The sequence below is a fragment of the Pseudomonas sp. PONIH3 genome (assembly GCF_002934345.1).
In the GTDB taxonomy this organism is placed as follows: Bacteria; Pseudomonadota; Gammaproteobacteria; order Pseudomonadales; family Pseudomonadaceae; genus Aquipseudomonas; species Aquipseudomonas soli.
Genome location: NZ_CP026386.1, coordinates 1416769 through 1438939, shown reverse-complemented (window position 1 = coordinate 1438939; position 22171 = coordinate 1416769). Strand labels below are relative to the sequence as shown.

Genomic DNA, 22171 nt, shown 5'->3' with positions numbered 1-22171 from the left:
GTGACGAGGCGCGCTGTCAGGTTCGAAAGGGCTTGGCGACGGGGGTTGGCGCCGGCGACAGGCGCTCATTGCCCGATACGCCGCGGGGCGTCATAATGTAGCCCCTTTTTTGTTCCCCTACATGTGGAAGGTTACCGTGACTCAGAAGCCCGACCAGTGTCTTGGTGAGTGGATCGATCGTGAAGCCCTGGCTGAAGCGATGATCCCGCTTATCGGTCAGCTCTACCGCAACAACAACGTGGTGAGCTCGATCTATGGCCGCAGCCTGATCAACCGTTCGGTTATCTCGATCCTCAAAGCCCACCGCTTTGCCCGTCACCGTCAGACCGACGAGACCGAGCTGTCCGTCCACGAGACATTCCCCCTGCTCAAGGCCATGAGCGAGCTGAAGCTGGGCGCCGCCTCGGTGGACCTGGGCAAGCTGGCCAACAAGTTCAAGGCCGAAGGCAATGGCCGCAGCGCCGAGCAGTTCGTCCGTGACGAGCTGGCCGACGTCGTGGGTCAGCAGAACGCTTCCGCACGCAAGGGCACCGACGTCGTCCTGTACGGCTTCGGCCGCATCGGCCGCCTGCTGGCGCGCATCCTGATCGAGAAGACCGGTGGCGGCGACGGCCTGCGCCTGCGCGCCATCGTCGTGCGCAAGGGCGCCGAGAACGACCTGGTCAAGCGCGCCAGCCTGCTGCGCCGCGACTCGGTGCACGGTCCGTTCGACGGCACCATCGTCATCGATGAAGCCAACAACACCATCACCGCCAACGGCAACCTGATCCAGGTGATCTACGCCAAGAGCCCGAGCGAAGTCGACTACACCCAGTATGGCATCCACGATGCGCTGATCGTCGACAACACCGGCGTATGGCGTGACGCCGACGGCCTCGGCCAGCACCTGGCCTGCCCGGGCGCCGCCCGCGTGATCCTCACCGCACCTGGCAAGGGCGCGCTGAAGAACATCGTGCACGGCATCAACCACGGCGACATCAGCGCCGACGACAAGATCATCTCGGCGGCGTCCTGCACCACCAACGCCATCGTGCCGGTGCTCAAGGCCATCAACGACCAGTACGGCATCGTCAACGGCCACGTCGAAACCGTTCACTCGTTCACCAACGACCAGAACCTGATCGACAACTTCCACAAGGGCAGCCGCCGTGGCCGCGCCGCGCCGCTGAACATGGTCATCACCGAGACCGGTGCCGCCACTGCCGCCGCCAAGGCGCTGCCAGTGCTCAAGGGCAAGCTGACCGGTAACGCGATCCGTGTTCCGACGCCGAACGTGTCGATGGCCATTCTCAACCTGAACCTTGAGAAAGCCACCAACCGCGAAGAGCTGAACGAGTACCTGCGCCAGACCGCCATGCACTCCGAGCTGCACAAGCAGATCGACTACGTCAGCTCCCAGGAAGTGGTATCGACCGACTTCGTCGGTTCGCGCCACGCCGGTGTGGTCGACGCCGAGGCGACCATCTGCAACGACAACCGTGTTGTCCTGTACGTCTGGTACGACAACGAATTCGGTTACAGCTGCCAGGTGGTGCGCGTGATGGAAGACATGGCCGGTGTGAACCCGCCAGCGTTTCCACGCTGATCCGCTTGTAATGCGTTGAGAAAACGGGAACCTTCGGGTTCCCGTTTTTTTTCGCCTGGCCTCAGCGTGGGGCAGTCCTGACACTTGAGATCTAAAGTTGCGTGCGCTTTTAATCTGCATCCTCATCCTGATGTCCGCCTGCAAACCAACCCCGACCCTCGAGCGCTTTGGCGGCCCGACCATGGGCAGCAGCTACAGCATCCAGTACGTGCGCCAGCCCGGCGGCCCGGCGCCGGAGCAAGTGCAGGCAGCGGTTGAAAGCATCCTGCAGGCGATCGACGCGCATTACTCCACCTACCGCGGCGACTCCATCGTCAGCCGTTTCAACCAGTTGCCGGCCAACCAGTGCCTGCCCATCGATGCCGACATGCTGGAGCTGGTTACTTTCGGCCAGCACCTGGCCGAACAGAGTCAGGGCGCCTTCGACCTTACCGTCGAGCCGCTACTCGACCTCTGGGGCTTCGGCCCGCAGGCTCGCGAAATGCAGGTGCCGGAGCCGCAGGCGCTGGCCAGGGCGCGCCTGCGCGTGGGTTACCGCCACCTGCGCCTCGAGGGCGAGGCCCTGTGCAAAGACGCCGCCATCGAGCTGGATTTCAACAGCATCGCCGCCGGCCACGCCGTTGACCTGATCGCCCAGCGCCTGCGCGCCATGGGCATCGACAACTTCCTCGCCGAGGCCACCGGTGAACTCAAGGCCGTGGGCCGCAAGCCCGACGGCAGTGCCTGGCGGGTGGCGCTGGAGCTGCCGCGCGAGGATCGCCAGATCGCCCGCCAGGTCATCGACGTGCAGGACCTGGCCGTATCGACCTCGGGTGACTATCGGCACTATTTCGAGGACAATGGCCGGCGCTATTCGCACACCTTCGATGCCCGCCTCGGGCGCCCGGTCGCCCACGACCTGGCGGCGGTGACGGTGCTGGACGCCTCGGCGCTGCTGGCCGACGGCTACTCGACCCTGCTGTTGATCCTCGGGCCGCAGCAAGGCTGGGATTTCGCCATCGCCCACGGTATCGCCGCGGTGCTGGTGACCCGGGTCGAGGGTGGTTTCGTCTCCCGTTCCACGCCGGCCTTCGAGCGGCGGGTGAAAGGCGAGTGAAAGGCAAGCCACGGATGATCCAGGCCAGGGAAACGGTGAAACGACATGTAGTGCAGGCAATAATGGCCTACGACGCGACCAAGGGTTAATGTGCGCGGCGTTCACGCTTGATTAGACTGCACCCGAATTTTCTCATGGCGCCCCGGCGACATGATCGCGCCCCGCGGCCATCCGGCCGGCGGGCCAGTTCTGAAGGAGTACGCATGGCTGTCTACAACTACGACGTAGTGGTGCTGGGTTCCGGCCCGGCCGGTGAGGGCGCGGCAATGAACGCCGCCAAAGCAGGGCGCAAGGTGGCCATGGTCGACAGCCGTCGCCAGGTCGGTGGCAACTGCACCCACCTGGGCACCATCCCGTCCAAGGCGCTGCGTCACTCCGTGCGGCAGATCATGCAGTTCAACACCAACCCGATGTTCCGCGCCATCGGCGAGCCGCGCTGGTTCTCCTTCCCCGACGTGCTCAAGAGTGCCGAGAAGGTCATCAGCAAGCAGGTCGCCTCGCGCACCGGCTACTACGCGCGCAACCGCGTCGATGTGTTCGTCGGCACCGGCAGCTTCGCCGACGAGCAGACCGTCGAAGTGGTGTGCCCCAACGGCGTGGTCGAGAAGCTCAACGCCAAGCACATCATCATCGCCACCGGCTCGCGCCCGTACCGTCCGGCCGACATCGACTTCCACCACCCGCGCGTCTATGACAGCGACACCATCCTCAGCCTCAGCCATACCCCGCGCAAGCTGATCGTCTACGGCGCCGGGGTGATCGGTTGTGAATACGCCTCGATCTTCAGCGGCCTGGGTGTGCTGGTGGAACTGGTCGACAACCGCGGCCAGTTGCTGAGCTTCCTGGATTCGGAGATTTCCCAGGCGCTGAGCTACCACTTCAGCAACAACAACATCACCGTGCGCCACAACGAGGAGTACGACCGTGTCGAAGGCCTGGACAACGGGGTGATCCTGCACCTGAAGTCGGGCAAGAAGATCAAGGCCGACGCCTTGCTGTGGTGCAACGGGCGTACCGGCAACACCGACAAGCTGGGCCTGGAGAACATCGGTATCAAGGTCAACAGCCGTGGCCAGATCGAGGTCGACGAGACCTACCGCACCAGCGTGCCGAATATCTACGGTGCCGGTGATGTGATCGGCTGGCCGAGCCTGGCCAGCGCCGCCCACGACCAGGGCCGCTCGGCGGCCGGCAGCATCGTCGACAACGGCAGCTGGCGCTTCGTCAACGACGTGCCGACCGGCATCTACACCATTCCGGAGATCAGCTCGATCGGCAAGAACGAGCAGGAACTGACCCAGGCCAAGGTGCCCTACGAAGTGGGCAAGGCCTTCTTCAAGAGCATGGCCCGCGCGCAGATCGCCGGCGAGCCGCAAGGCATGCTGAAGATCCTGTTCCACCGCGAGACCCTGGAGGTCCTGGGTGTGCACTGCTTCGGCTACCAGGCCTCGGAGATCGTCCACATCGGCCAGGCGGTGATGAACCAGCCGGGCGAACAGAACAACCTGAAGTACTTCGTCAACACCACCTTCAACTACCCGACCATGGCCGAGGCCTATCGGGTAGCCGCCTATGATGGTCTGAACCGGCTTTTTTGAGCGGCTCCGACCGGTGGCCTGAGCCGGTCGGGGAGACCGATTTCAGCCCTACCCGAGGGTGGTCCTGGCCAAACCGGGAAAGTCTGTAATCAGGCTGTCCACGCCAAAGTCAGCGAGCCGGCGCATCAGTGCCGGTTCGTTGACCGTCCATACCGACACGTGCAAACCCTGGCGCTGCGCCTTGATCAGGCGCTCGGGGGTGCACAGCGTCCAGTTCAATGCCAGCATCTCACAGCCGTAGTTCTGCGCGACTTTCAACGGGTCGAGCCAGGCATACTCGGCGACCAGCCCGCGCTTCACGTCCGGCACCAGCTCCTGGGCGGCACCCAGCACTTCCCGTGAGCTCGAGGTGATGGTCACCTTGTCCAGCAGGCCGTGCTGCAGGGCCAGCTCACGGATCGCCAGCACCGTGCTGGCGGCGCGGGTACGCGAGGCGCTCTTGACCTCCAGTTGCCAATGCTCGAACGGGCACTTGGCGAACAGCTCCTCGAGCCGTGGGATGGGGCAGGGCTGCACATGGCCCGGCCCGCCCTTGCGAGCGTCGTAGGTCACCAGCTCGGCGGCGGTGTGCTCGACCACCTTGCCGCGCCGGCCGGTGGTGCGCTTGAGAGTGGGGTCGTGGATCACCATCAGCTCGTTGTCCGCCGACAGGTGCAGGTCGAGTTCGCAGCGGTCCACGCCATGGGACAGGCACTGGCGGAAACTCTGCAGGGTATTCTCGGGCGCTTCGCCCTTGGCGCCGCGGTGGCCATAGATCAGGGTCACGTTCGTTCCTTCAAATCAGGGAAAAAGGGCTTATGCATCCGGCTGGTTCTGTTCCAGCGCCTGGCGCCGTTGCTGCTGCTGGCGCTGCAGGATGTAGCGGGCCAGGAGCTGGCGCTGGGCGTCGGTCATGTCGATGAATTCGGTGCCGACCTCGAAGTCGCCGTCTGGGCGCGGGTCGCAATGGGTGACCCGGCCGCGCAGCAGCAGGCCATGGGCACGGGGCATCAGTACCATCTTCACTTTGACCCGAGTGCCGGGCGCGATCTTCCGGGCCTGGGTGAACTCGATGCCGCCTTCGGAAATGATCACTGGCATCGGCTGGCCGATTTCGCCGATCAGGGTTTGCGCGACCACGGCGCTGAGCAGGTCCAGGCGTTTGTTCTGGGCGCGCAGGAAGGCGGCCAGGGTGCGGTCCTTCTCGCTCAGCTGGCGCAGCAGGTGTTGCGACTCGAAGTCCGACAGGTGCAGTTCGCTGAGCAGGTTGAACAGCTCCGAATCATCCTGCAACAGTTCTGTCTCAAGGGCTTCGGCCGCGCTGAGGGGGCTGATTTGAAGTGCGATCCGATCTTCGATGCGGTAGTATTCGCGGCGATCTTCTTCGTCTAATGTCGTCATGGCGAACCCAAGGTTACGGCGGTGGTCCGAGTGTAAAGCCGCCGTAGGCGCCTCGCCACAAGGACGTTCCCTTTCATCCGAACAAGCCCCGACATGTTCAGACCTCTATTCGTATTCATTGGTACGCGCTACACCCGTGCCAAGCGCCGCAATCACTTCGTCTCGTTCATTTCGCTCACCTCGATGATCGGCCTCGCCCTGGGCGTGGTGGTGATGATCGTGGTGCTGTCGGTGATGAACGGGTTCGACCACGAGATGCGTACCCGCGTGCTGGGGATGATTCCTCACGCCACGCTGGAGACCGGCCAGCCGATCGACGACTGGCAGGCCCTCGCCTCTAAAGTAAAGCAGAATCCGCAGGTGCTGGCGGTTGCGCCCTTCACCCAGATGCAGGGCCTGCTGACCCATGAGGGCAAGGTGCAGAAGGTGCTGCTCAATGGCATCGACCCGGCCCGCGAGCGCGAGGTGTCGATCATCGACAAGTTCGTCCTCGATGGCGGTCTCGACAAACTGGCGCCGGGCGAGTGGGGCATCATGATCGGCGACAAGGCCGCGCAGAAGCTGGGCGTGGGCATCGGCGACAAGCTGACCTTCGTCGCCCCCGAGGTGAGCGTGACCCCGGCGGGCATGTTCCCGCGCATGAAGCGCTTCACCGTGGTCGGCACCTTCCATGTCGGCGCCGGCGAGATCGATGGCTACCTGGGCCTGACCAACATCGCCGACCTGTCGCGCCTGCATCGCTGGAAGGCCGACCAGGTCCAGGGCGTGCGCCTGAAGTTCGACGACCTGTTCCAGGCGCCGCGCGCCACCTGGGCCATCGCCCAGCAGCTGGGCGAGCAGGAGTACTACCCGCGGGACTGGACCCGCACCCACGGCAACCTGTACCAGGCGATCCGCATGGAGAAATCCATGATCGGCCTGCTGTTGTTGCTGATCGTCGCGGTGGCGGCGTTCAACATCATTTCCACCCTGGTGATGGTGGTCAACGACAAGCGTGGCGACATCGCCATCCTGCGCACCCTGGGCGCCACGCCCAGGCAGATCATGGCCATCTTCATGGTCCAGGGGACGGTGATCGGCGTGGTCGGAACGCTGATCGGCGCGGTACTGGGCATCCTCGGCGCGCTCAACGTGAGCGCCGCCATCGCCGGCATCGAAGCCCTGATCGGGCACAAGTTCCTCAATGCCGACGTGTACTTCATCGATTACCTGCCGTCGCAGATCCAGGCCCAGGACGTGTACATGGTCTGCGGTGCGGCGCTGGTTTTGAGTTTCTTCGCCACCCTGTACCCGGCCTGGCGCGCCTCGCGCACCCAGCCTGCAGAGGCGCTACGTTATGAGTGAGTCGCGCATGAGTGATAAAGCCGTGTTGAGCTGCCGCAACTTGGGCAAGAGCTACGAGGAAGGCCCGGAGTCGGTGCAGGTGTTATCGGGGTTGAACCTCGAAATGCACCCGGGCGAGCGGGTGGCCATCGTCGGCAGCTCCGGCTCGGGCAAGAGTACGCTGCTCAACCTGCTGGGCGGTCTCGACACGCCGACGCAGGGCAGCGTCTGGCTGGCCGGCGAAGAGCTGTCGGCGCTGGGCGAACGGGCGCGTGGCCTGCTGCGCAACCGCGCGTTGGGCTTCGTCTACCAGTTCCACCACCTGCTGGCAGAGTTTACCGCCCTGGAGAACGCCTGCATGCCGCTGCTGATCGGCAAGACCCCGATCAGCGAGGCTCGCGAGCGCGCCGAGGCGCTGCTCAAGCGCGTCGGCCTGGGCCACCGCCTTAACCACAAGCCGGCGGAGCTGTCCGGCGGCGAGCGCCAGCGCGTGGCGATTGCCCGCGCCCTGGTCAACCGTCCGGGCCTGGTGATGCTCGACGAGCCCACCGGCAACCTCGATCACCACACCGCCCAGGGCATCCAGGAACTCATGCGCGAGCTGTCGACCCACTCGCAGACCGCCTTCCTGGTGGTGACCCACGACCTCAACCTGGCGCGCCAGATGGACCGCGTGCTGAGCCTGGAAGACGGGCACCTGGTGGCGATCTGAGTCGCTTGCGCGGGGCCCCGTGAGGTGGCCCCGGTTCATTTTCTACTTGGGTGTTCCCGTTCATGTTCAGACCCTTGCCCTTGTTCATCGGTGCTCGCTACACCCGTGCCAAGCGCCGTAACCACTTCATCTCGTTCATCTCGATGACCTCGATGATCGGCCTGTCGCTCGGCGTGCTGGCCATGATCACGGTGTTGTCGGTAATGAACGGCTTCCAGCGCGAGATGAGTTCGCGTGTGCTTGGCCTGGTGCCTCATGCTGCCATCCTCGGGACGCAACCGCTGGATGACTGGCGCAAGGTCGCCGCCGCCGCCGAAGGCAACCCGGCGGTGATGGCCGCCGCGCCCATCACCGAAATGGAGGGCATGCTCTCGTACAAGGGGGCGATGCAGCCGATTCAGGTCGCCGGCATCGAGCCGGCCGAGGAGGGCAAGGTCTCCATCGTCACCCAGCACATCGTCCAGGGCAGCCTGCAGGACCTGGTGCCGGGCGAGTATGGCGTGGTCATCGGTGAATTGACCGCTCGGCGTTTTCGCCTGAATACCGGTGACAAGCTGACCCTGATCGTCCCGGAGATCAGCAAGGAGCCGGGCGGCATCACCCCGCGCATGCAGCGTCTGACCGTGGTCGGCATCTTCAAGGTAGGTGCCGAGCTGGATGGCTCCCAGGCCTACATCCACGTCGCCGATGCCGGCGAAATGCAGCGCTGGGCACCGGGCCAGGTGCAGGGCGTGCGCCTGAAGCTGCATGACCTGTATGCCGCGCCGCAGGTGTCCAAGTCCATCGCCGCGAGCCTGGGCGAGGGCTACCACGCCGATGACTGGTCGCACACCCAGGGCAGCCTGTTCAGCGCGATGAAGATGGAAAAGACCATGATCGGCCTGCTGCTGATGATGATCATCGCCGTGGCCGCGTTCAACATCATCGCCACCCTGGTGATGGTGGTGAACGACAAGGGCGCGGACATCGCCATCCTGCGTACCATTGGCGCCACGCCGGCGCAGATCATGGGCACTTTCATGGTCCAGGGCAGCTTGATCGGTATCGTCGGTACCTTGCTTGGCGGTGTGCTGGGGGTGATCCTGGCGCTGAACGTCAGCGCGGTGGTCGGTTGGCTCGAGCGAGTCAGCGGCCAGCATATCTTCACCTCCGACATCTACTTCATCAGCAGCCTGCCGTCGGAGTTGCAATGGGGCGATGTTGCGATTATCTGCGTGGCGGGGTTGGTGATGAGCTTCCTGGCGACGATCTACCCGGCCTACCGCGCCTCGCAGATCGAGCCGGCTATGGCGTTGCGTTACGAGTAAGACATTGCAACACCGGTGGGGCGCTTTGCGCCCCTACGCGGGCAACTCGATCACGAACCGCGTCCAGCCATCTTCACACTCCGCCCGAATTTTCCCACCGTGTGCCTGCACGATCGAGCGGGTGATCGCCAGCCCCAACCCCGCATGCTCGCTGCTGCCTTCCTGGCGCGCCGGATCCGCCCGGTAGAAGCGGTCGAACAATCGCTCAAGCAGTTGCGGCGCAATCGCTGGCCCGGTGTTGGCCACCACGATGCGCAGCCCGGGCTCCAGGCTTACCCGGATCTCACCATCAGCAGGGGTGAAGCGCAGGGCGTTGTCCAGCAAGTTGGACAGCGCCCGGCGCAACATGTGCCGGTCGCCTTCGGTGTGGGCCTGGCCCTCACGCAGCAAGCGCACCTGGGCGTCCTCGGCCAGCGGCGCGTAGTACTCCAGCAGCGCATCGACCTCCGTCGCCAGGTCCAGCGCCTGGCGGCTGGGCATCAGCAGGCCGTGGTCGGCCTTGGCCAGGTAGAGCATGTCGTTGACCAGCTGGGCCATCCATTGCAGCTCCTCGAGGTTGCCGTGCAGGGCCTCGCGATACTCCTCAAGGCTGCGCGGGCGGGTGAGGGTGACCTGGGTGTGGGTCAGCAGGTTGGACAGCGGCGTGCGCAGCTCGTGGGCGATATCGGCGGAGAACGCCGACAGGCGCTGGAAGGCATCGTCCAGGCGCTGCAGCATGGCGTTGACGGTGCCGGCCAGCTCGGCCAGTTCCTCGGGCATCTCGGCGGCCGGCAAGCGCGTGGTCAGCGAGCCGGCGGTGACACTGGCGGCCACCTTGCCCATCTGCCGCAGCGGTTTCAGGCCACGGCGTACGGCCCAGGCGCCGAGCAGCGCGGTGGCCAGCGCCGACAGGCCGACGGTGAGCCAGATCAAGCGCTGCATGCCTTGCAGGAAGTGCTGGTGGTGGGTGATGTCGAGGAACAGGGTCAGTTGTGGCGAAGCACGCTGGCCGTCGATCAGTGGCGCGCTGAGGCTACGGTAATCGACCCCGTTGCTGTGCAGTGTGGCCAGGCCTGTTGGGGCGGGGGCTTGCGGTAGTTCGCCGCGGCTGGCGAACCAGGTCGCACCGTCGGCGCCGCGTACACGCAAGGCCAGGTCGGACTGGTGACTCAGCTCGTTGAGCAGCGCCGGCAGGCGCATGGCCAGTTGCTCCTGGGTAGCGACGCCGGCGAGCAGGCTGCTCATGAGCGAAAGTCGGCCGTTGAGCAATTGCTGGTCGAGCTCGACGAAATGCTGCTCGCTGGCACGGCTGAACAGCAGGCCGGCGCCCAGCGACACGGCAGCGGTGCAGGCGGCGAACAGCAGCGCGAGGCGGCTGCCCAGGGACAGGCGGCGCATCAGTCGTGGCGCTCTTCGAGCACGTAGCCCATACCACGCACGGTATGGATCAGCTTGGTTGCATGGCTGTCGTCGATCTTCAGGCGCAGGCGGCGGATGGCCACCTCGATGACGTTGGTATCGCTATCGAAATTCATGTCCCACACCTGCGAGGCGATCAGCGACTTGGGCAGCACTTCGCCCTGGCGGCGCAGCAGTAGTTCGAGCAGGGCGAACTCCTTGGCGGTCAGGTCGATGCGCTGGCCGGCGCGCTCGGCGCGGCGGCGGATCAGATCCAGGCGCAGGTCGGCCAGTGCCAGGCAGGTATCCTGGCTGGCACTGGCGCCACGGCGCAGCAGGCTGCGCACGCGGGCCAGCAGTTCGGAGAAGGCAAAGGGTTTGACCAGGTAGTCGTCGGCGCCCAGCTCCAGGCCGTGCACGCGGTCCTCGACGGCGTCGCGGGCGGTGAGGAACAGCACCGGGGTGTCCAGCCCGGCCTGGCGCACCGCCTGGAGGATCTGCCAGCCGTTGCGCCCCGGCAGCATCACGTCGAGGATCAGCAGGTCGTGGTCGCCGCTCAGGGCCAGGTGCTGGCCGGTGTCGCCGTCGCTGGCCAGTTCGGTGGCGAAGCCGGCCTCGCTCAAGCCCTGGCTCAGGTACTGGCCGGTCTTGGCCTGGTCTTCGACGATCAGCAGTTTCATGTGTTTACCAACGGTTCGGGCCAACGTGATGCCGAAATGATACGTGACGATCTGGCGGCCTGCCCAAGCTGACAAAGTTGTAATCTTCCCGTCAGCCAGCTGCCAGCCAGCCTTTTCGACAATGGCGCCATCTTCGCTGCATTGATCTGGAGTCACCCATGAAACACCTGTTCCTCACCGCCGCGCTTGCCCTGACCAGCCTGCCCACCTTCGCTGGCGAAGCCAAACCCTTCGCCTTCGGCGAGCCGGCGCCGGCAGCCAAGGCCACCCGCACTGTCGAGGTGGTACTCAAGGACATCGCCTTCGAACCCAAGAGCATTAAGGTCAAGGCCGGTGAAACCGTACGTTTCGTGCTGGTCAACGAAGGTAAGCTGCCCCACGAGTTCAACCTGGGCGACAAGGCCATGCACGCCGAGCATCAAAAGGAAATGGTCGCCATGCAAGGCAAGATCTTTACCGCCGGCATGAATCACGAAGGCATGGACCATGGGCAGATGGACCACAGCCAGATGATGGGCGGCGGCCATGGCCACGACACCGGCAACACCGTGCTGGTGCAGCCTGGCCAGCGCGCGGAGCTGACCTGGACCTTCCGCAAATCGGCGCCCATCGAGTTCGCCTGCAACGTGCCGGGCCATTACCAGGCCGGCATGGTCGGGCCGTTGACCATCGAGTGACATCGGCTCCAAGGCGGGGTGCAAAACCGGTAGACTAGGGGCAATTTCGAACCTTCAGGTCAGTTTCCATGCATCCCGCCGCCGAACACTCCCCGCTGGGCAAGTCCAGCGAATACGTCGCCACCTACACCCCCTCGCTGCTGTTCCCCATCCCGCGCCTGGCCAAGTGGGCCGAGCTGGGTGTCAGTGGCGACACGCTGCCGTGGCAGGGCGTGGATTTCTGGAACTGCTTCGAGCTGTCCTGGTTGCTACCCTCGGGCAAGCCGGTGGTGGCCATCGGCGAGTTCGCCATTCCTTGCGACTCGCCGAATATCATCGAGTCCAAGTCCTTCAAGCTGTACCTCAACTCGCTGAACCAGACCGTGTTCGCCTCGGTGGCCGAGTTGCAGGCCTGCCTGGTGAAAGACCTGTCTGGCGCCGCGGGCAAGCCGGTGGCGGTCAAGGTCAGCACCCTGGCCGAAGTCGAAGGCCAAGGCGTGACTGCCTTGCCGGGTCAGTGCATCGATGCGCTGGATGTGAGCATCAGCAACTACGAGCAACCGCAGCCCGAATTGCTGCGCTGTGCGGCGGATCGCGTGGTGGAAGAGACCGTGCACAGCCATCTGCTCAAATCCAATTGCCCGGTCACCGGCCAGCCGGACTGGGGCAGCGTGGTGGTGGAATACAAGGGGCGGGCGCTGGACCATGCCAGCCTGCTGACCTACCTGATCAGCTTCCGCCAGCACGCCGACTTCCACGAACAGTGCGTGGAGCGGATCTACCTGGACCTGAAGAACCTGCTCGAGCCTGAGCACCTGACGGTGTATGCACGGTATGTGCGCCGGGGTGGGCTGGATATCAACCCGTACCGCAGCACCGGGGCGATCAACCCGCAGAACCTGCGGTTGGTGCGGCAGTAATGTAACGGGGCTGCAACGCAGCCCCGTTGGGTTCAGATCCCCATGCTGTGCAGCGAGTTGGCAATGCTGCGCAGGGTGGCGGTGAGGTCGGGATGTTCGGCCTCAAAGCGTTCGATGGCAAGGTTCACGCCGTCGACTAGGTTGTTGTCCGGGGTGGCTTCCTCAAGCTTCAGCTGGGCCTCGATCTGCCTGGCTTCTTCATGCAGGCTGGCCAGTTCCTCTTCCGAAAGCGGCACATTGCGATCCAGTTGCTCGCGCAGGCTATTCAGGCGCTCTTGCAGTTCGCGGGCAGGCATTGTTCTTACTCCATCAATGACTTGGCAAGGCATGGACCTCAGCGAAGCGGCAAAGGTTCGGGCCTGACCTCTAGCGTAATCCACCTGCCGACGCTTTGCATGACCCGTATCAACGGGGATGTATCAGGGTTTCTCGCCTTTGTGCCGGCGCTGGGCGATGTCCGCGAGGCAGGCATCGAGGGATTCGAGGTGGTCGATCACCGAGTGCACGCCCAGGCCAAACAGCGCCAGGGTGGCTTTGCCGCGGGCCAGCTCCTGTTCCTGGCGGCTCAGCGCCTGCCATTGCGCCGAGCCTTGGTCGCAGGCCGCCAGCCCCACCGTCCACAGACCGGCGTTGAGCCCCGACTGCAACAGCAGTGGCACGCCACTGACCAGCACGCAGCCGTCCAGGCGCTGGCTTTGCAGGCTCATCAGCGCTTGCCAGCAGGCGTTGGGGGTCGGCCATCTGCTGCCATTGGCGCAGTGCCCCGGCAGCCAGTCGGGCAGCACGCCGCTCAGGCGTTTGCCTTGTGCGGTACTGACTTCGTCGAGCCAGATGCAGGGCACTTGCTGGGCGCGCAGGCGGTGAAGGGAGTCAAGGGCGCCCGGGGCGGGCAGAGGGCTGCCGTCGGGCGCCTGGACCAGGCAGCCGCGCAGTCCGAACAGTACCGCGGTGAAGGCGGGTGCTTCTTGCATGGCAACGTCCCTAAATAGCCCGCAAGCTATCCGGCATTTGTTACCGGGGGATGACGCAACAGTTGTTCACAAAATCTTGACAGAGTTATGTAAAACTATCGTTCAGCAAGCAAGCCAGTATACTTGCGCCCTATCGAGCAGCGTGCCAATCGCCGCTGCCGCCGTGAAATCCGATGGAGAAACATCTATGCGTAGGTTCGGTGCCGGAGTGATCGAGCGAGTCACCCAGGCCTGTGTCTGCGCCAGCTTGCTGCTGGCGCCCGTGGCAGCAACCCAGGCGGCCACCGAGGAAGATCCGTGGGAGTCGGTCAACCGACCGATCTTCAAGTTCAACGACGTTCTCGATACCTATGCCCTCAAGCCGTTGGCCCAGGGTTATCAGTTCATCACCCCGCAGTTCCTTGAGGATGGCATCCACAATGTCTTCCGCAACCTGGGCGACGTCACCAACCTGGCCAACAACGTGTTGCAGCTCAAGCCTCGGGCGGCGGGCATCGATACGGCGCGCCTGATCGTCAACACCACTTTCGGCCTGGGTGGCTTCTTTGACGTCGGCACCAAGATGGGCCTGCAGCGCAACGATGAAGACTTCGGCCAGACCCTTGGCTACTGGGGCGTGCCCAGCGGGCCATATGTGGTCATCCCGTTCCTTGGCCCAAGCACCGTGCGCGACGGCCTGGCCAAGTACCCGGACACCTACACCGAACCCTATCGCTATATCGACCATGTGCCGACGCGCAATTCGATCTTCGCCCTGGACGTGATCGATACCCGCGCCAGCCTGCTGTCGGCGGAGAAGCTGATCCAAGGCGACAAGTACATCTTCCTGCGCAATGCCTACTTGCAGAACCGCGAGTTCAAGGTCAAGGACGGCCAGGTCGAAGACGACTTCTGACCGCTTCGGTCAGGTAATGGGGCTGCTTTGCAGCCCATCGCCGGCAAGCCGGCTCCCACAGGGGATCGCATAACTCTGTGAGGGCCGGCTTGCCGGCGATGGGTCGCAGGGCGGCCCCTTTTGCATTACGCGAATATGTAACGGTTCAATGCATCGCCAGGATGCGCAAGCCGAAGCGCTGCGCACCGCCTGGCTGGTCGGCGATCCACACCACTTCGGTGCTGGCATGCAGCCCAGCGAGGGCCGTGTGGTCCGAGTCGATGCGTACCTCCAGGTGGTCACCCACCTGGAACCGCTGCGGCGCCTGCACCTGCATGCCTGTGCTTGAGAGGTCGATGCACACAGCGCTGATCACCTGGTCGGCCTGCAGCAGCTGGACCTCGGCTTCAATACGCATGCGAATGAAATCACGTTTTTCGCTGTAATCCACGGGTGGCTGGGACATGCTTGCATCCTTTCGTCAGGTTGCGTTGCTCCACATTCTTATAACGCCGGGTGATTTGCCCTGTAAAGTGCAGGGAAGTCTACCTGCCCATGCTTGAAACGCCAGGCGGATGGGAGTACCGTCAGCGCCTTACAGGGCACCTCACTATTTGCCGGACCAGTCTTCTTGTCCTACAACTCAGATAGAGAGTGGCTAGAGAGCATTCCAGTAGCTGTCTGTCGGTCCTCCACAGCCGCTACGCCAACCCAAATCTGGCGCCGTTCGCCCACATGCAGAAACCCAGTGCAACGCTGCTGATCATCGATGACGACGAGGTGGTCCGTGCCAGCCTCGCCGCCTATCTGGAAGACAGCGGCTTCAGCGTCCTCCAGGCCGGCAACGGCCAGCAGGGCCTCCAGGTCTTCGAAGCACACCAGCCCGACCTCGTGATCTGCGATCTGCGCATGCCGCAGATGGGCGGCCTCGAACTGATCCGCCGGATCAGCGAGCGCGCGCCGCAGTTGCCGGTGATCGTGGTGTCCGGTGCCGGCGTAATGAGCGACGCGGTCGAAGCCTTGCGCCTGGGCGCGGCGGACTACCTGATCAAGCCCCTCGAAGACCTGGCCGTGCTCGAGCACTCGGTGCGCCGCGCGCTCGACCGCTCGCGCCTGGTGCTTGAGAACCAGCGCTACCGGGAGAAGCTCGAAGCCGCCAACCGCGAATTGGAGGCCAGCCTGCACCTGCTGCAGGAGGACCAGACTGCCGGCCGCCAGGTGCAGATGAACATGCTGCCGGAAAACCCATGGGTGGCCGGCGATTTCGTCTTCGAGCACCAGATCATCCCGTCGCTGTACCTGTCGGGCGACTTCGCCGACTACTTCCGCGTGGACGACCGGCGCATTGCCTTCTACCTGGCGGACGTATCCGGCCACGGTGCCTCGTCGGCGTTCGTCACGGTGCTGCTGAAGTTCATGACCACGCGCTTGCTGTTCGAATTCAAGCGTGGCGGCAAGATGCGCGAGTTCAAGCCTTCGCAGGTACTCAGCCACATCAACCGTGGCTTGATCAACTGCAAGCTGGGCAAGCATGTGACCATGGTCGGTGGGGTCATCGACGAGGACACCGGCCTGCTCACCTACAGCGTCGGCGGCCACTTGCCGCTGCCGGTGCTGTATACCCCCGGGCAAGCCCGTTACCTGGAAGGCCGCGGCCTGCCGGTGGGGTTGTTCGACGAGGCCAGCTACCAGGACCTGGTGCTGGAGCTGCCAGCGCAGTTCAGCCTCACCCTGATGTCCGACGGCATTCTGGACCTTTTGCCCGGGGACACACTCAAAGATAAGGAAGCGGCCTTGCCGGAGATCGTCAAGGCGGCGGGTGGTAGCCTGGACGGGCTGCGCCAACGATTCGAATTGGCTACGCTTGGGGAGATGCCGGATGATATCGCCCTATTGGTGTTGAGCAGGAACCTTGAATGAGTACTGGTAGAATCCAGTTTGCCGAACAAAGCGGGACCTTCGTTCTGAAATTTGTCGGTGAAGTGCGCCTGACCCTGTGTTCGGCACTGGATGCGACGATCGAGAAGATCTTCACCGCGCTGAACTTCTCGGCCATCGTCATCGACCTGACCGAAACCGAAAGCATCGACAGCACCACCCTGGGCCTGCTGGCCAAGCTGTCGATCCTGTCCCGGCAGAAGGTCGGCCTGCTGCCGACCGTGGTCACCACCAACCCGGACATTTCCCGGCTGCTGCAGTCCATGGGCTTCGACCAGGTGTTCAACATCGTCGACCGCCCGGTGCCGTGCCCGGAGTGCCTGACCGACCTGCCTTCCCAGGACCAGGACGAGAGCGTGGTGCGCTCCAAGGTGCTGGAGGCGCACAAGATCCTCATGGGCTTGAACGACTCCAACCGCGAAGCGTTCCATGACCTGGTGAGCGCGCTGGAAAGATCCTGATCTATCGCGGGGCAAGTCGCATCGGCGCACCGCCGCTCCCACTCAGCCCACCCACAGGCAGTGCGAGGGGGCTTTGTGCGAGCGGGCTTGCCCCGTGATGGCTTCAGTCCTTGATGAACGCCGTAGCTGGCGAACCATCGGCATTCAACTGATACACCCGCGCCGGCCGCCCCTGGTCATCGAAGAACACCTGCCCCAGCCCCGCGCTGTTCCACAACCGTTCCCCGGCCTTGCTCCGGCTGGGTGTACGCGGCACCACTTCCATCTGGCGACGCTTGGTAAACCAGTTGAGCGGCGAGCGCGGCGAATACAGCCAGCGGTTGAGCCGGTCGAGCACATCCAGCAGGCGCCGGGGGAACTCGTTCTTGATCCCGCTGCTGGTCACCTGCCACAAGTGCGGGCTGCGCTGGCGATGGCGGATCAGCACTTCGTAGACGAATGAGTAGTGCACGTCGCCCGACAGCACCACGTAATGCCCAGGCGTGCGCGAGTGGCGGAAGATATTGAGCACCACCTGCGCCGCGCCGCGGTGCGCCATCCAGTTCTCGGCATCGACCAGCAACGGGTAGCCCAGGGCGCTGAACACCCGTTGCACGGTTTCGATCAGCTTGACCCCGAAGATCGGCGCCGGCGACACGATGATCGCCGAGGGGTGATCGAGCAGCGCCTGCTGCAGTTCACTCAGCGCCTCCCAATCGAGCAGGCCCGAAGGCTTGGCCAGGTTGCTTTCGCTGCGCCAGCGCCGGGTGCGGGTGTCCAGCACCAGCAGCGGCGGGTTGCTCGGCAGCGCGTATTGCCAGCCCTGGAAGCGCAGCAGTTCGCCGATCAGTTCATCCCGCGCCTCATGCAACTGGCGGCACTGTTGGACCAGCGCCGCGCAGCCGTCCGGGTCGTTGCCCCAGCCCTGGCACAGCAGGTAGCCGAGCAGCGCGTTGCCGATGATCCGCCGCGAGAACGGGTGGCCGTAGGCGGTCTGCTCCCACTGCGCCGACAGGTTCCAGTCGTCGGTGATGTCGTGGTCGTCGAAGATCATCAGGCAGGGCAGGTGGGCCATGACCCGCGCCACCTGTCCGAGGCCATCGCGGAAGGCCTCGATGAGCGGCAGCTCTTGGCGGTAGCGGGCCTGGCGCTTGTCGGTGAGGCCGGATGGCATCTGCATGCACACCAGGGACCACGGCAGCGGCGACCAGGCCAGCAGGTACATGGCCATGACTTCTGCGAAGGTCACCAGGTGGTTGTCGGCGTTGCTGGAGGAGAAGATCGGCTTGCGCTTGCCGCCAAAGAAGCGCTCACGCAGGGTTTCGTTGCCTTCCTGGGCCGGCAGCAGGTCGGCGCGGTGGTAATAGCAGGCCGGGTGCTGGTAGAGCGCGGCGCCGCTGTCGACCAGGGCGCCGTCCAGCGCCTCGTCGAACAGGCCCAGACGCTCGATCAACCCGTGGATGGCGCGCAGCATCGGGCCGGCGACATCGTCGGCATACACCTGGTCGCCGCTCATCAGCAACACGGCGGGGCGCTCCTCGGGGCGCGGGCCGGCGGCCAGCAGGCGGTCGGCGCACAACAGGCCGTCGGCAGCCGGATGATGGGGCTTGCGGCACGAGCCGTGGAGCACCTGGTCGAGGCGCTCGCGCAGCACGAAGCTGGGGCGACTGGCGCCGGGGTAGAGCAGGTGCGGGGCCCAGTCGGCGATGCCCTGGCCGTTGGCCAGGCGCAGGTCGTACTCGAGCGCCACGTCGCTGGGTAGCGGCTGTTCGAAGTGAATATCCAGCAGGTGGATGAAGGCGTGCGTACCGACCGCGATCACTTCGCAATGCGCGGTGGCGCTGATGCCGGCCTGTTCCAGGACAAATTCGGCTTGCAGCGGTTGCGAACCGACCAGCCAGATCGCCAGACGCTGCGGCTCCAGGCGGCGCAGTACCGGGCCGGCAAGGACAAGGGGGAGGGTGGTGCTGGGGATCATCTATGGCTCGGTTTTGTCTGGTATGACGCTATAGCGGGGCAAGCCCGCTCCCACTGGTTATGGGGAATGCGGCCCCAACGAAAACGGGCGGAAATGCTCTGCATTAACCGCCCGTCGATCAAGCCGAAGATGTATCAGGCTTTGTCAGCCAGCCATCAGCGCTTCCAGCTTCTCCTGGTCGCGGGCGAACTGGCGGATGCCTTCGGCCAGCTTCTCGGTGGCCATGGCGTCCTCGTTCATTGCCCAGCGGAACTGGCTCTCGTTCAACTGCTGCTTGGCTTCGCCGGCATTGCCCGGCTTGAGGATGCGCGGCAGATCGCCTTGGTCGTCCGCCAGCTGCTGCAACAGCTCGGGGCTGATGGTCAGGCGATCGCAGCCGGCCAGCTGTTCAATCTGGCCGATATTGCGGAAGCTCGCGCCCATGACCACGGTGTTGTAGCCATTGGTCTTGTAGTAGTCGTAGATGCGCGTGACCGATACCACGCCCGGGTCCTCGGCGCCGACGTATTCCTTGCCGGTGCTCTTCTTGTACCAGTCGTAGATACGCCCCACGAACGGCGAGATCAGGAACACCCCGGCATCGGCGCAGGCCTGGGCCTGGGCGAAGGAGAACAGCAGGGTGAGGTTGGTCTGGATGCCTTCCTTCTCAAGTTTCTCGGCGGCGCGGATGCCTTCCCAGGTGGAGGCCAGCTTGATCAGCACGCGGTCTTTCGGCACACCGGCCGCTTCATACAGCTCGATCAGCTGACGGGCCTTTTTCAGCAGCGCCGGCTCGTCGAACGACAGCCGCGCGTCCACTTCGGTGGAGATGCGCCCCGGAATGACCTTGAGAATGCCCGAGCCCACCGACACCGCGAACTTGTCGCAGGCCAGGTCGACATTGCCCTTTGCATCGGCCTTGACCTGCTTGAGCAGGTCGGCGTAGCCGGCAATGGCCGCGGCCTTGAGCAACAGCGACGGGTTGGTGGTGGCGTCGACCGGCTTGAGGCGGGTGATGGCATCCAGGTCGCCAGTGTCGGCGACCACGGTGGTGAACTGCTTGAGTTGTTCCAGCTTGGAGGTCATGGGCGTGCTCTGTCCTGTGCAATGACTCGACATTACCCGAGCCCCGACAGCCACTCAAGGCCCGTCGCAGGCGTATCGGGAAAGCCTTCGCAGGCAACGCGATCCTTCTGTAGGCGCGCGCTTGCCCGCATCAGGCTGCAAAGCAGCCCCGGCTCACACCGGGGCTGCGGCAAAAGGCATTGCCTTCGAGTGCCAACCCCGCCGCAGGTTCCCTCAGCGCCCCTGCAGCAGCTCGGCGGCCTGGTCCAGCACCTTCAGCGGCTCGCTGGCCTTGTGAATGTCCGCCGACAGCAGCTGGCGGAAGCGCCGCGCCCCCGGGAAGCCCTGGCCCAGCCCGAGGATATGCCGGGTGATGTGATGCATCGCACCGCCGCTTTGCATATGCGCGACGATATACGGGCGCAGCTTTGCAATGGCCTCGGCGCGGCTGACCACCGGCGCCGCGCTGCCGAACAGCTGCTGGTCGACCTCGGCCAGCAGGTACGGGTTGTGGTACGCCTCGCGTCCCAGCATCACGCCATCGAAGGTCTGCAGGTGAGTGCGGCATTCGTCGAGGGTCTTGATGCCGCCATTGAGCACTAGTTCCAGGTCCGGGAAATCGGCCTTCAACTGCGCCGCCACGTCATAGCGCAGTGGCGGGATTTCGCGGTTTTCCTTGGGCGACAGGCCTTCGAGAATGGCGATGCGTGCATGCACGGTGAAACTGCGGCAGCCGGCGTCGCGCACCTGGCCGACGAAGTCGCACAGCTCGGCGTAGCTGTCGCGGCCATTGATGCCGATGCGGTGCTTGACCGTGACCGGAATGCTGACTGCGTCCTGCATGGCCTTGACGCAATCGGCCACCAGCGCCGGATGGCCCATCAGGCAGGCGCCGATCATGTTGTTCTGCACCCGGTCGCTGGGGCAGCCGACGTTGAGATTGACCTCGTCATAGCCGGCATCCTCGGCCAGGCGCGCACAGGCGGCCAGGTCCGCTGGCACGCTGCCGCCCAGTTGCAGGGCCAACGGGTGCTCGGACACGTCGTGGCGCAGGAAACGCTGGGCGTCGTTGTGCAGCAGGGCGCCGGTGGTGACCATTTCGGTGTAGAGCAGGGCCTGCCTTGAGAGCAGGCGCAGGAAGAAGCGGCAGTGGCGGTCTGTCCAGTCCATCATCGGTGCCACGGAGAAGCGGCGGGATGGCTCGGGGCGCGTGGTGTATGGCGTTGAAGCGGATTCTAGGGACATTCTGGTCTACACGGTTTTGTACCATTTTCCGGGGTTTTTCGGGCGTTCTGGGTGTGATGGCGTACGATTTGCCACCGCCACTCACGCTTGTACCAACGGAAAACATGGCAACGATCAGAGCAAGGAAAAAGGCCGATGGAACGGTCATCCATACCGTCCGGATCCGCCTCAAGAAAAAAGGAGCCCTAGTCTACCAAGAGTGTCAGACCTTCGCCCGCCAGCAGGCAGCTCAAGCCTGAGCGAAGCGACGAGAGATCGAATTGGGCGACGCCAGGTGCGAGCCAGGCAGAGCCAACCCGGCCCCTTTGGAACGATGAAGCGGCAGCCGCTCATGGATTCGGCCAGGATGAGTGCACATTGATGTATCGCTGGCGCTCGGCGTACCACGGGCAAAACCAATTTTTCCCCTGCCGTGCATCCAGTTCTATCGCTGATGGGTAGTACTAATGGGCAGCCTGTGACTGCCCAGCCAATGACCTGTCAGGAGCACACCTCATGAGCCCCAAGTTCTCCGCTATGCTGCTCGCTTGCAGCCTCATCCTTGCGCTGCAGCCAGCCCACGCCCAATCTGCGCTGCCAGAGGCAGTCAAGGTCCCCGATGGCCATCGCGTCATGCTCGAGACTGTCGGCGTCGGCGAGATCACCTACGAATGCCGCGACAAGGCCTCCGCGCCTGGCCAGACCGAATGGACTTTCGTTGGCCCCAAGGCCGTGCTCAATGACCGCGCCGGCAAACAGGTAGGCGATTACTTCGGCCCTCCCGCCACTTGGCAAGCCAAGGACGGCTCGAAAGTCACCGGTACGCAGCTGGCGGTAGCCCAGGCGGAGAAAGGCGCCATCCCCTATCAGCTGGTCAAGGCCAACCCGGCCGAAGGCAAAGGCGCCATGCAAGGGGTCAGCTATATCCAGCGTCTGGCAACCCGTGGTGGCGTGGCGCCGGCAAGCGACTGCACGACGCAGAACAAAGGTGCCAAGCAGGTCGTGCAGTACCAGGCAGACTACGTGTTCTGGACAGCCAAGTGACGTGCCCGAGGCCGACACTCCGCC

General features: G+C 64.3%; 22 protein-coding genes and 1 pseudogene. 13 read left to right on the top strand and 10 right to left on the bottom strand.

Features of this window, described 5'->3' with window-relative positions; genetic code table 11:
- Nucleotides 1–121: 121 nt before the first annotated feature.
- The 3 genes from C3F42_RS06560 to sthA all read left to right on the top strand — a co-directional run bounded on the left by C3F42_RS06560 (nt 122) and on the right by sthA (nt 4279).
- Nucleotides 122–1585 carry a glyceraldehyde-3-phosphate dehydrogenase gene (locus C3F42_RS06560; RefSeq protein ID WP_038705750.1) on the top strand — a complete coding sequence of 488 codons (1464 nt, stop codon included), beginning with the start codon at nt 122–124 and terminating at the stop codon, nt 1583–1585.
- Between the two features lie 130 nt (nt 1586–1715).
- The gene (locus C3F42_RS06555; protein ID WP_371041479.1) at nt 1716–2681 is read left to right on the top strand and encodes an FAD:protein FMN transferase; all 966 of its coding nucleotides are present in this window, start codon (nt 1716–1718) and stop codon (nt 2679–2681) included.
- Nucleotides 2682–2884: 203 nt separating this feature from the next.
- The gene (sthA, locus tag C3F42_RS06550; RefSeq protein WP_023631920.1) at nt 2885–4279 is read left to right on the top strand and encodes a Si-specific NAD(P)(+) transhydrogenase; all 1395 of its coding nucleotides are present in this window, start codon (nt 2885–2887) and stop codon (nt 4277–4279) included.
- A 48-nt stretch (nt 4280–4327) separates the two neighbouring features.
- On the opposite strand, the gene C3F42_RS06545 is transcribed toward sthA, so the two are convergent.
- On the bottom strand, nt 4328–5044 hold the full coding sequence (locus tag C3F42_RS06545) for a glycerophosphodiester phosphodiesterase family protein (protein ID WP_038705752.1): 717 nt from the start codon (nt 5042–5044) through the stop codon (nt 4328–4330).
- A 30-nt stretch (nt 5045–5074) separates the two neighbouring features.
- On the bottom strand, nt 5075–5659 hold the full coding sequence (locus tag C3F42_RS06540; RefSeq protein WP_023631591.1) for a PilZ domain-containing protein: 585 nt from the start codon (nt 5657–5659) through the stop codon (nt 5075–5077).
- Nucleotides 5660–5752: 93 nt separating this feature from the next.
- Here C3F42_RS06540 and C3F42_RS06535 point away from each other — a divergent pair, with 93 nt between their 5' ends.
- The 3 genes from C3F42_RS06535 (at nt 5753) to C3F42_RS06525 (ending at nt 9001) form a co-directional block, all read left to right on the top strand.
- Nucleotides 5753–7003, top strand: coding sequence for a lipoprotein-releasing ABC transporter permease subunit (locus tag C3F42_RS06535; RefSeq protein ID WP_038705753.1), 1251 nt, complete (start codon nt 5753–5755; stop codon nt 7001–7003).
- A 7-nt stretch (nt 7004–7010) separates the two neighbouring features.
- Entirely contained in the window at nt 7011–7694 is a 684-nt protein-coding gene (gene lolD, locus C3F42_RS06530; RefSeq protein ID WP_177182890.1) for a lipoprotein-releasing ABC transporter ATP-binding protein LolD, read from the top strand.
- Between the two features lie 62 nt (nt 7695–7756).
- Nucleotides 7757–9001 (top strand): lipoprotein-releasing ABC transporter permease subunit, encoded by a 1245-nt coding sequence (locus C3F42_RS06525; protein WP_104445289.1) that lies wholly within the window; start codon nt 7757–7759, stop codon nt 8999–9001.
- A gap of 33 nt (nt 9002–9034) precedes the next feature.
- Here C3F42_RS06525 and C3F42_RS06520 read toward each other — a convergent pair whose 3' ends face one another.
- Both C3F42_RS06520 and C3F42_RS06515 read right to left on the bottom strand, forming a co-directional pair.
- Nucleotides 9035–10378, bottom strand: coding sequence for a heavy metal sensor histidine kinase (locus C3F42_RS06520; RefSeq protein ID WP_177410833.1), 1344 nt, complete (start codon nt 10376–10378; stop codon nt 9035–9037).
- Entirely contained in the window at nt 10378–11058 is a 681-nt protein-coding gene (locus tag C3F42_RS06515; protein WP_038705756.1) for a heavy metal response regulator transcription factor, read from the bottom strand. The genes C3F42_RS06520 and C3F42_RS06515 overlap by 1 nt, the downstream gene beginning before the upstream one ends.
- Nucleotides 11059–11216: 158 nt before the next feature.
- Here C3F42_RS06515 and C3F42_RS06510 point away from each other — a divergent pair, with 158 nt between their 5' ends.
- Nucleotides 11217–11735, top strand: coding sequence for a plastocyanin/azurin family copper-binding protein (locus C3F42_RS06510; protein WP_023630949.1), 519 nt, complete (start codon nt 11217–11219; stop codon nt 11733–11735).
- Nucleotides 11736–11803: 68 nt separating this feature from the next.
- Nucleotides 11804–12634, top strand: coding sequence for an NADPH-dependent 7-cyano-7-deazaguanine reductase QueF (queF, locus tag C3F42_RS06505; RefSeq protein ID WP_023630950.1), 831 nt, complete (start codon nt 11804–11806; stop codon nt 12632–12634).
- A 32-nt stretch (nt 12635–12666) separates the two neighbouring features.
- Here queF and C3F42_RS06500 read toward each other — a convergent pair whose 3' ends face one another.
- Together C3F42_RS06500 and C3F42_RS06495 are read right to left on the bottom strand one after the other, a co-directional pair.
- On the bottom strand, nt 12667–12930 hold the full coding sequence (locus C3F42_RS06500) for a DUF4404 family protein (protein WP_031315272.1): 264 nt from the start codon (nt 12928–12930) through the stop codon (nt 12667–12669).
- A gap of 123 nt (nt 12931–13053) precedes the next feature.
- Nucleotides 13054–13605 (bottom strand): hypothetical protein, encoded by a 552-nt coding sequence (locus tag C3F42_RS06495; protein ID WP_038705757.1) that lies wholly within the window; start codon nt 13603–13605, stop codon nt 13054–13056.
- Between the two features lie 187 nt (nt 13606–13792).
- Here C3F42_RS06495 and C3F42_RS06490 point away from each other — a divergent pair, with 187 nt between their 5' ends.
- Nucleotides 13793–14500, top strand: a complete 708-nt coding sequence (locus C3F42_RS06490; RefSeq protein ID WP_023631335.1) for a VacJ family lipoprotein — start codon at nt 13793–13795, stop codon at nt 14498–14500.
- 145 nt (nt 14501–14645) lie between these two features.
- On the opposite strand, the gene C3F42_RS06485 is transcribed toward C3F42_RS06490, so the two are convergent.
- Nucleotides 14646–14945 (bottom strand): PilZ domain-containing protein, encoded by a 300-nt coding sequence (locus tag C3F42_RS06485; protein WP_104444205.1) that lies wholly within the window; start codon nt 14943–14945, stop codon nt 14646–14648.
- A gap of 269 nt (nt 14946–15214) precedes the next feature.
- On the opposite strand from C3F42_RS06485, the gene rssB reads away from it, so the two are divergent.
- Together rssB and rssC are read left to right on the top strand one after the other, a co-directional pair.
- Nucleotides 15215–16399 (top strand): two-component system response regulator RssB, encoded by a 1185-nt coding sequence (rssB, locus tag C3F42_RS06480; RefSeq protein WP_104444204.1) that lies wholly within the window; start codon nt 15215–15217, stop codon nt 16397–16399.
- A complete protein-coding gene (rssC, locus tag C3F42_RS06475; protein WP_023631332.1) occupies nt 16396–16878 on the top strand; it encodes an anti-sigma factor antagonist RssC in 483 nt (160 codons plus the stop codon). The genes rssB and rssC overlap by 4 nt, the downstream gene beginning before the upstream one ends.
- Nucleotides 16879–16981: 103 nt before the next feature.
- Here the strand turns inward: rssC and C3F42_RS06470 are convergent, their stop codons facing one another.
- The 3 genes from C3F42_RS06470 to dusA all read right to left on the bottom strand — a co-directional run bounded on the left by C3F42_RS06470 (nt 16982) and on the right by dusA (nt 21124).
- Nucleotides 16982–18835 (bottom strand): alkaline phosphatase D family protein, encoded by a 1854-nt coding sequence (locus C3F42_RS06470; RefSeq protein ID WP_104444203.1) that lies wholly within the window; start codon nt 18833–18835, stop codon nt 16982–16984.
- A 144-nt stretch (nt 18836–18979) separates the two neighbouring features.
- Complete coding sequence (tal, locus tag C3F42_RS06465) at nt 18980–19900, bottom strand: transaldolase (protein WP_094010544.1); 921 nt, start codon at nt 19898–19900, stop codon at nt 18980–18982.
- A 213-nt stretch (nt 19901–20113) separates the two neighbouring features.
- Entirely contained in the window at nt 20114–21124 is a 1011-nt protein-coding gene (gene dusA, locus C3F42_RS06460) for a tRNA dihydrouridine(20/20a) synthase DusA (protein ID WP_104444202.1), read from the bottom strand.
- A gap of 104 nt (nt 21125–21228) precedes the next feature.
- Between dusA and C3F42_RS29820 the strand changes: the two are divergent.
- Both C3F42_RS29820 and C3F42_RS06450 read left to right on the top strand, forming a co-directional pair.
- A pseudogene (locus C3F42_RS29820) lies at nt 21229–21360 on the top strand (site-specific integrase); the annotation flags it as partial.
- Nucleotides 21361–21619: 259 nt separating this feature from the next.
- Nucleotides 21620–22147, top strand: a complete 528-nt coding sequence (locus tag C3F42_RS06450; RefSeq protein WP_094010542.1) for a DUF3455 domain-containing protein — start codon at nt 21620–21622, stop codon at nt 22145–22147.
- Nucleotides 22148–22171 lie beyond the last annotated feature (24 nt).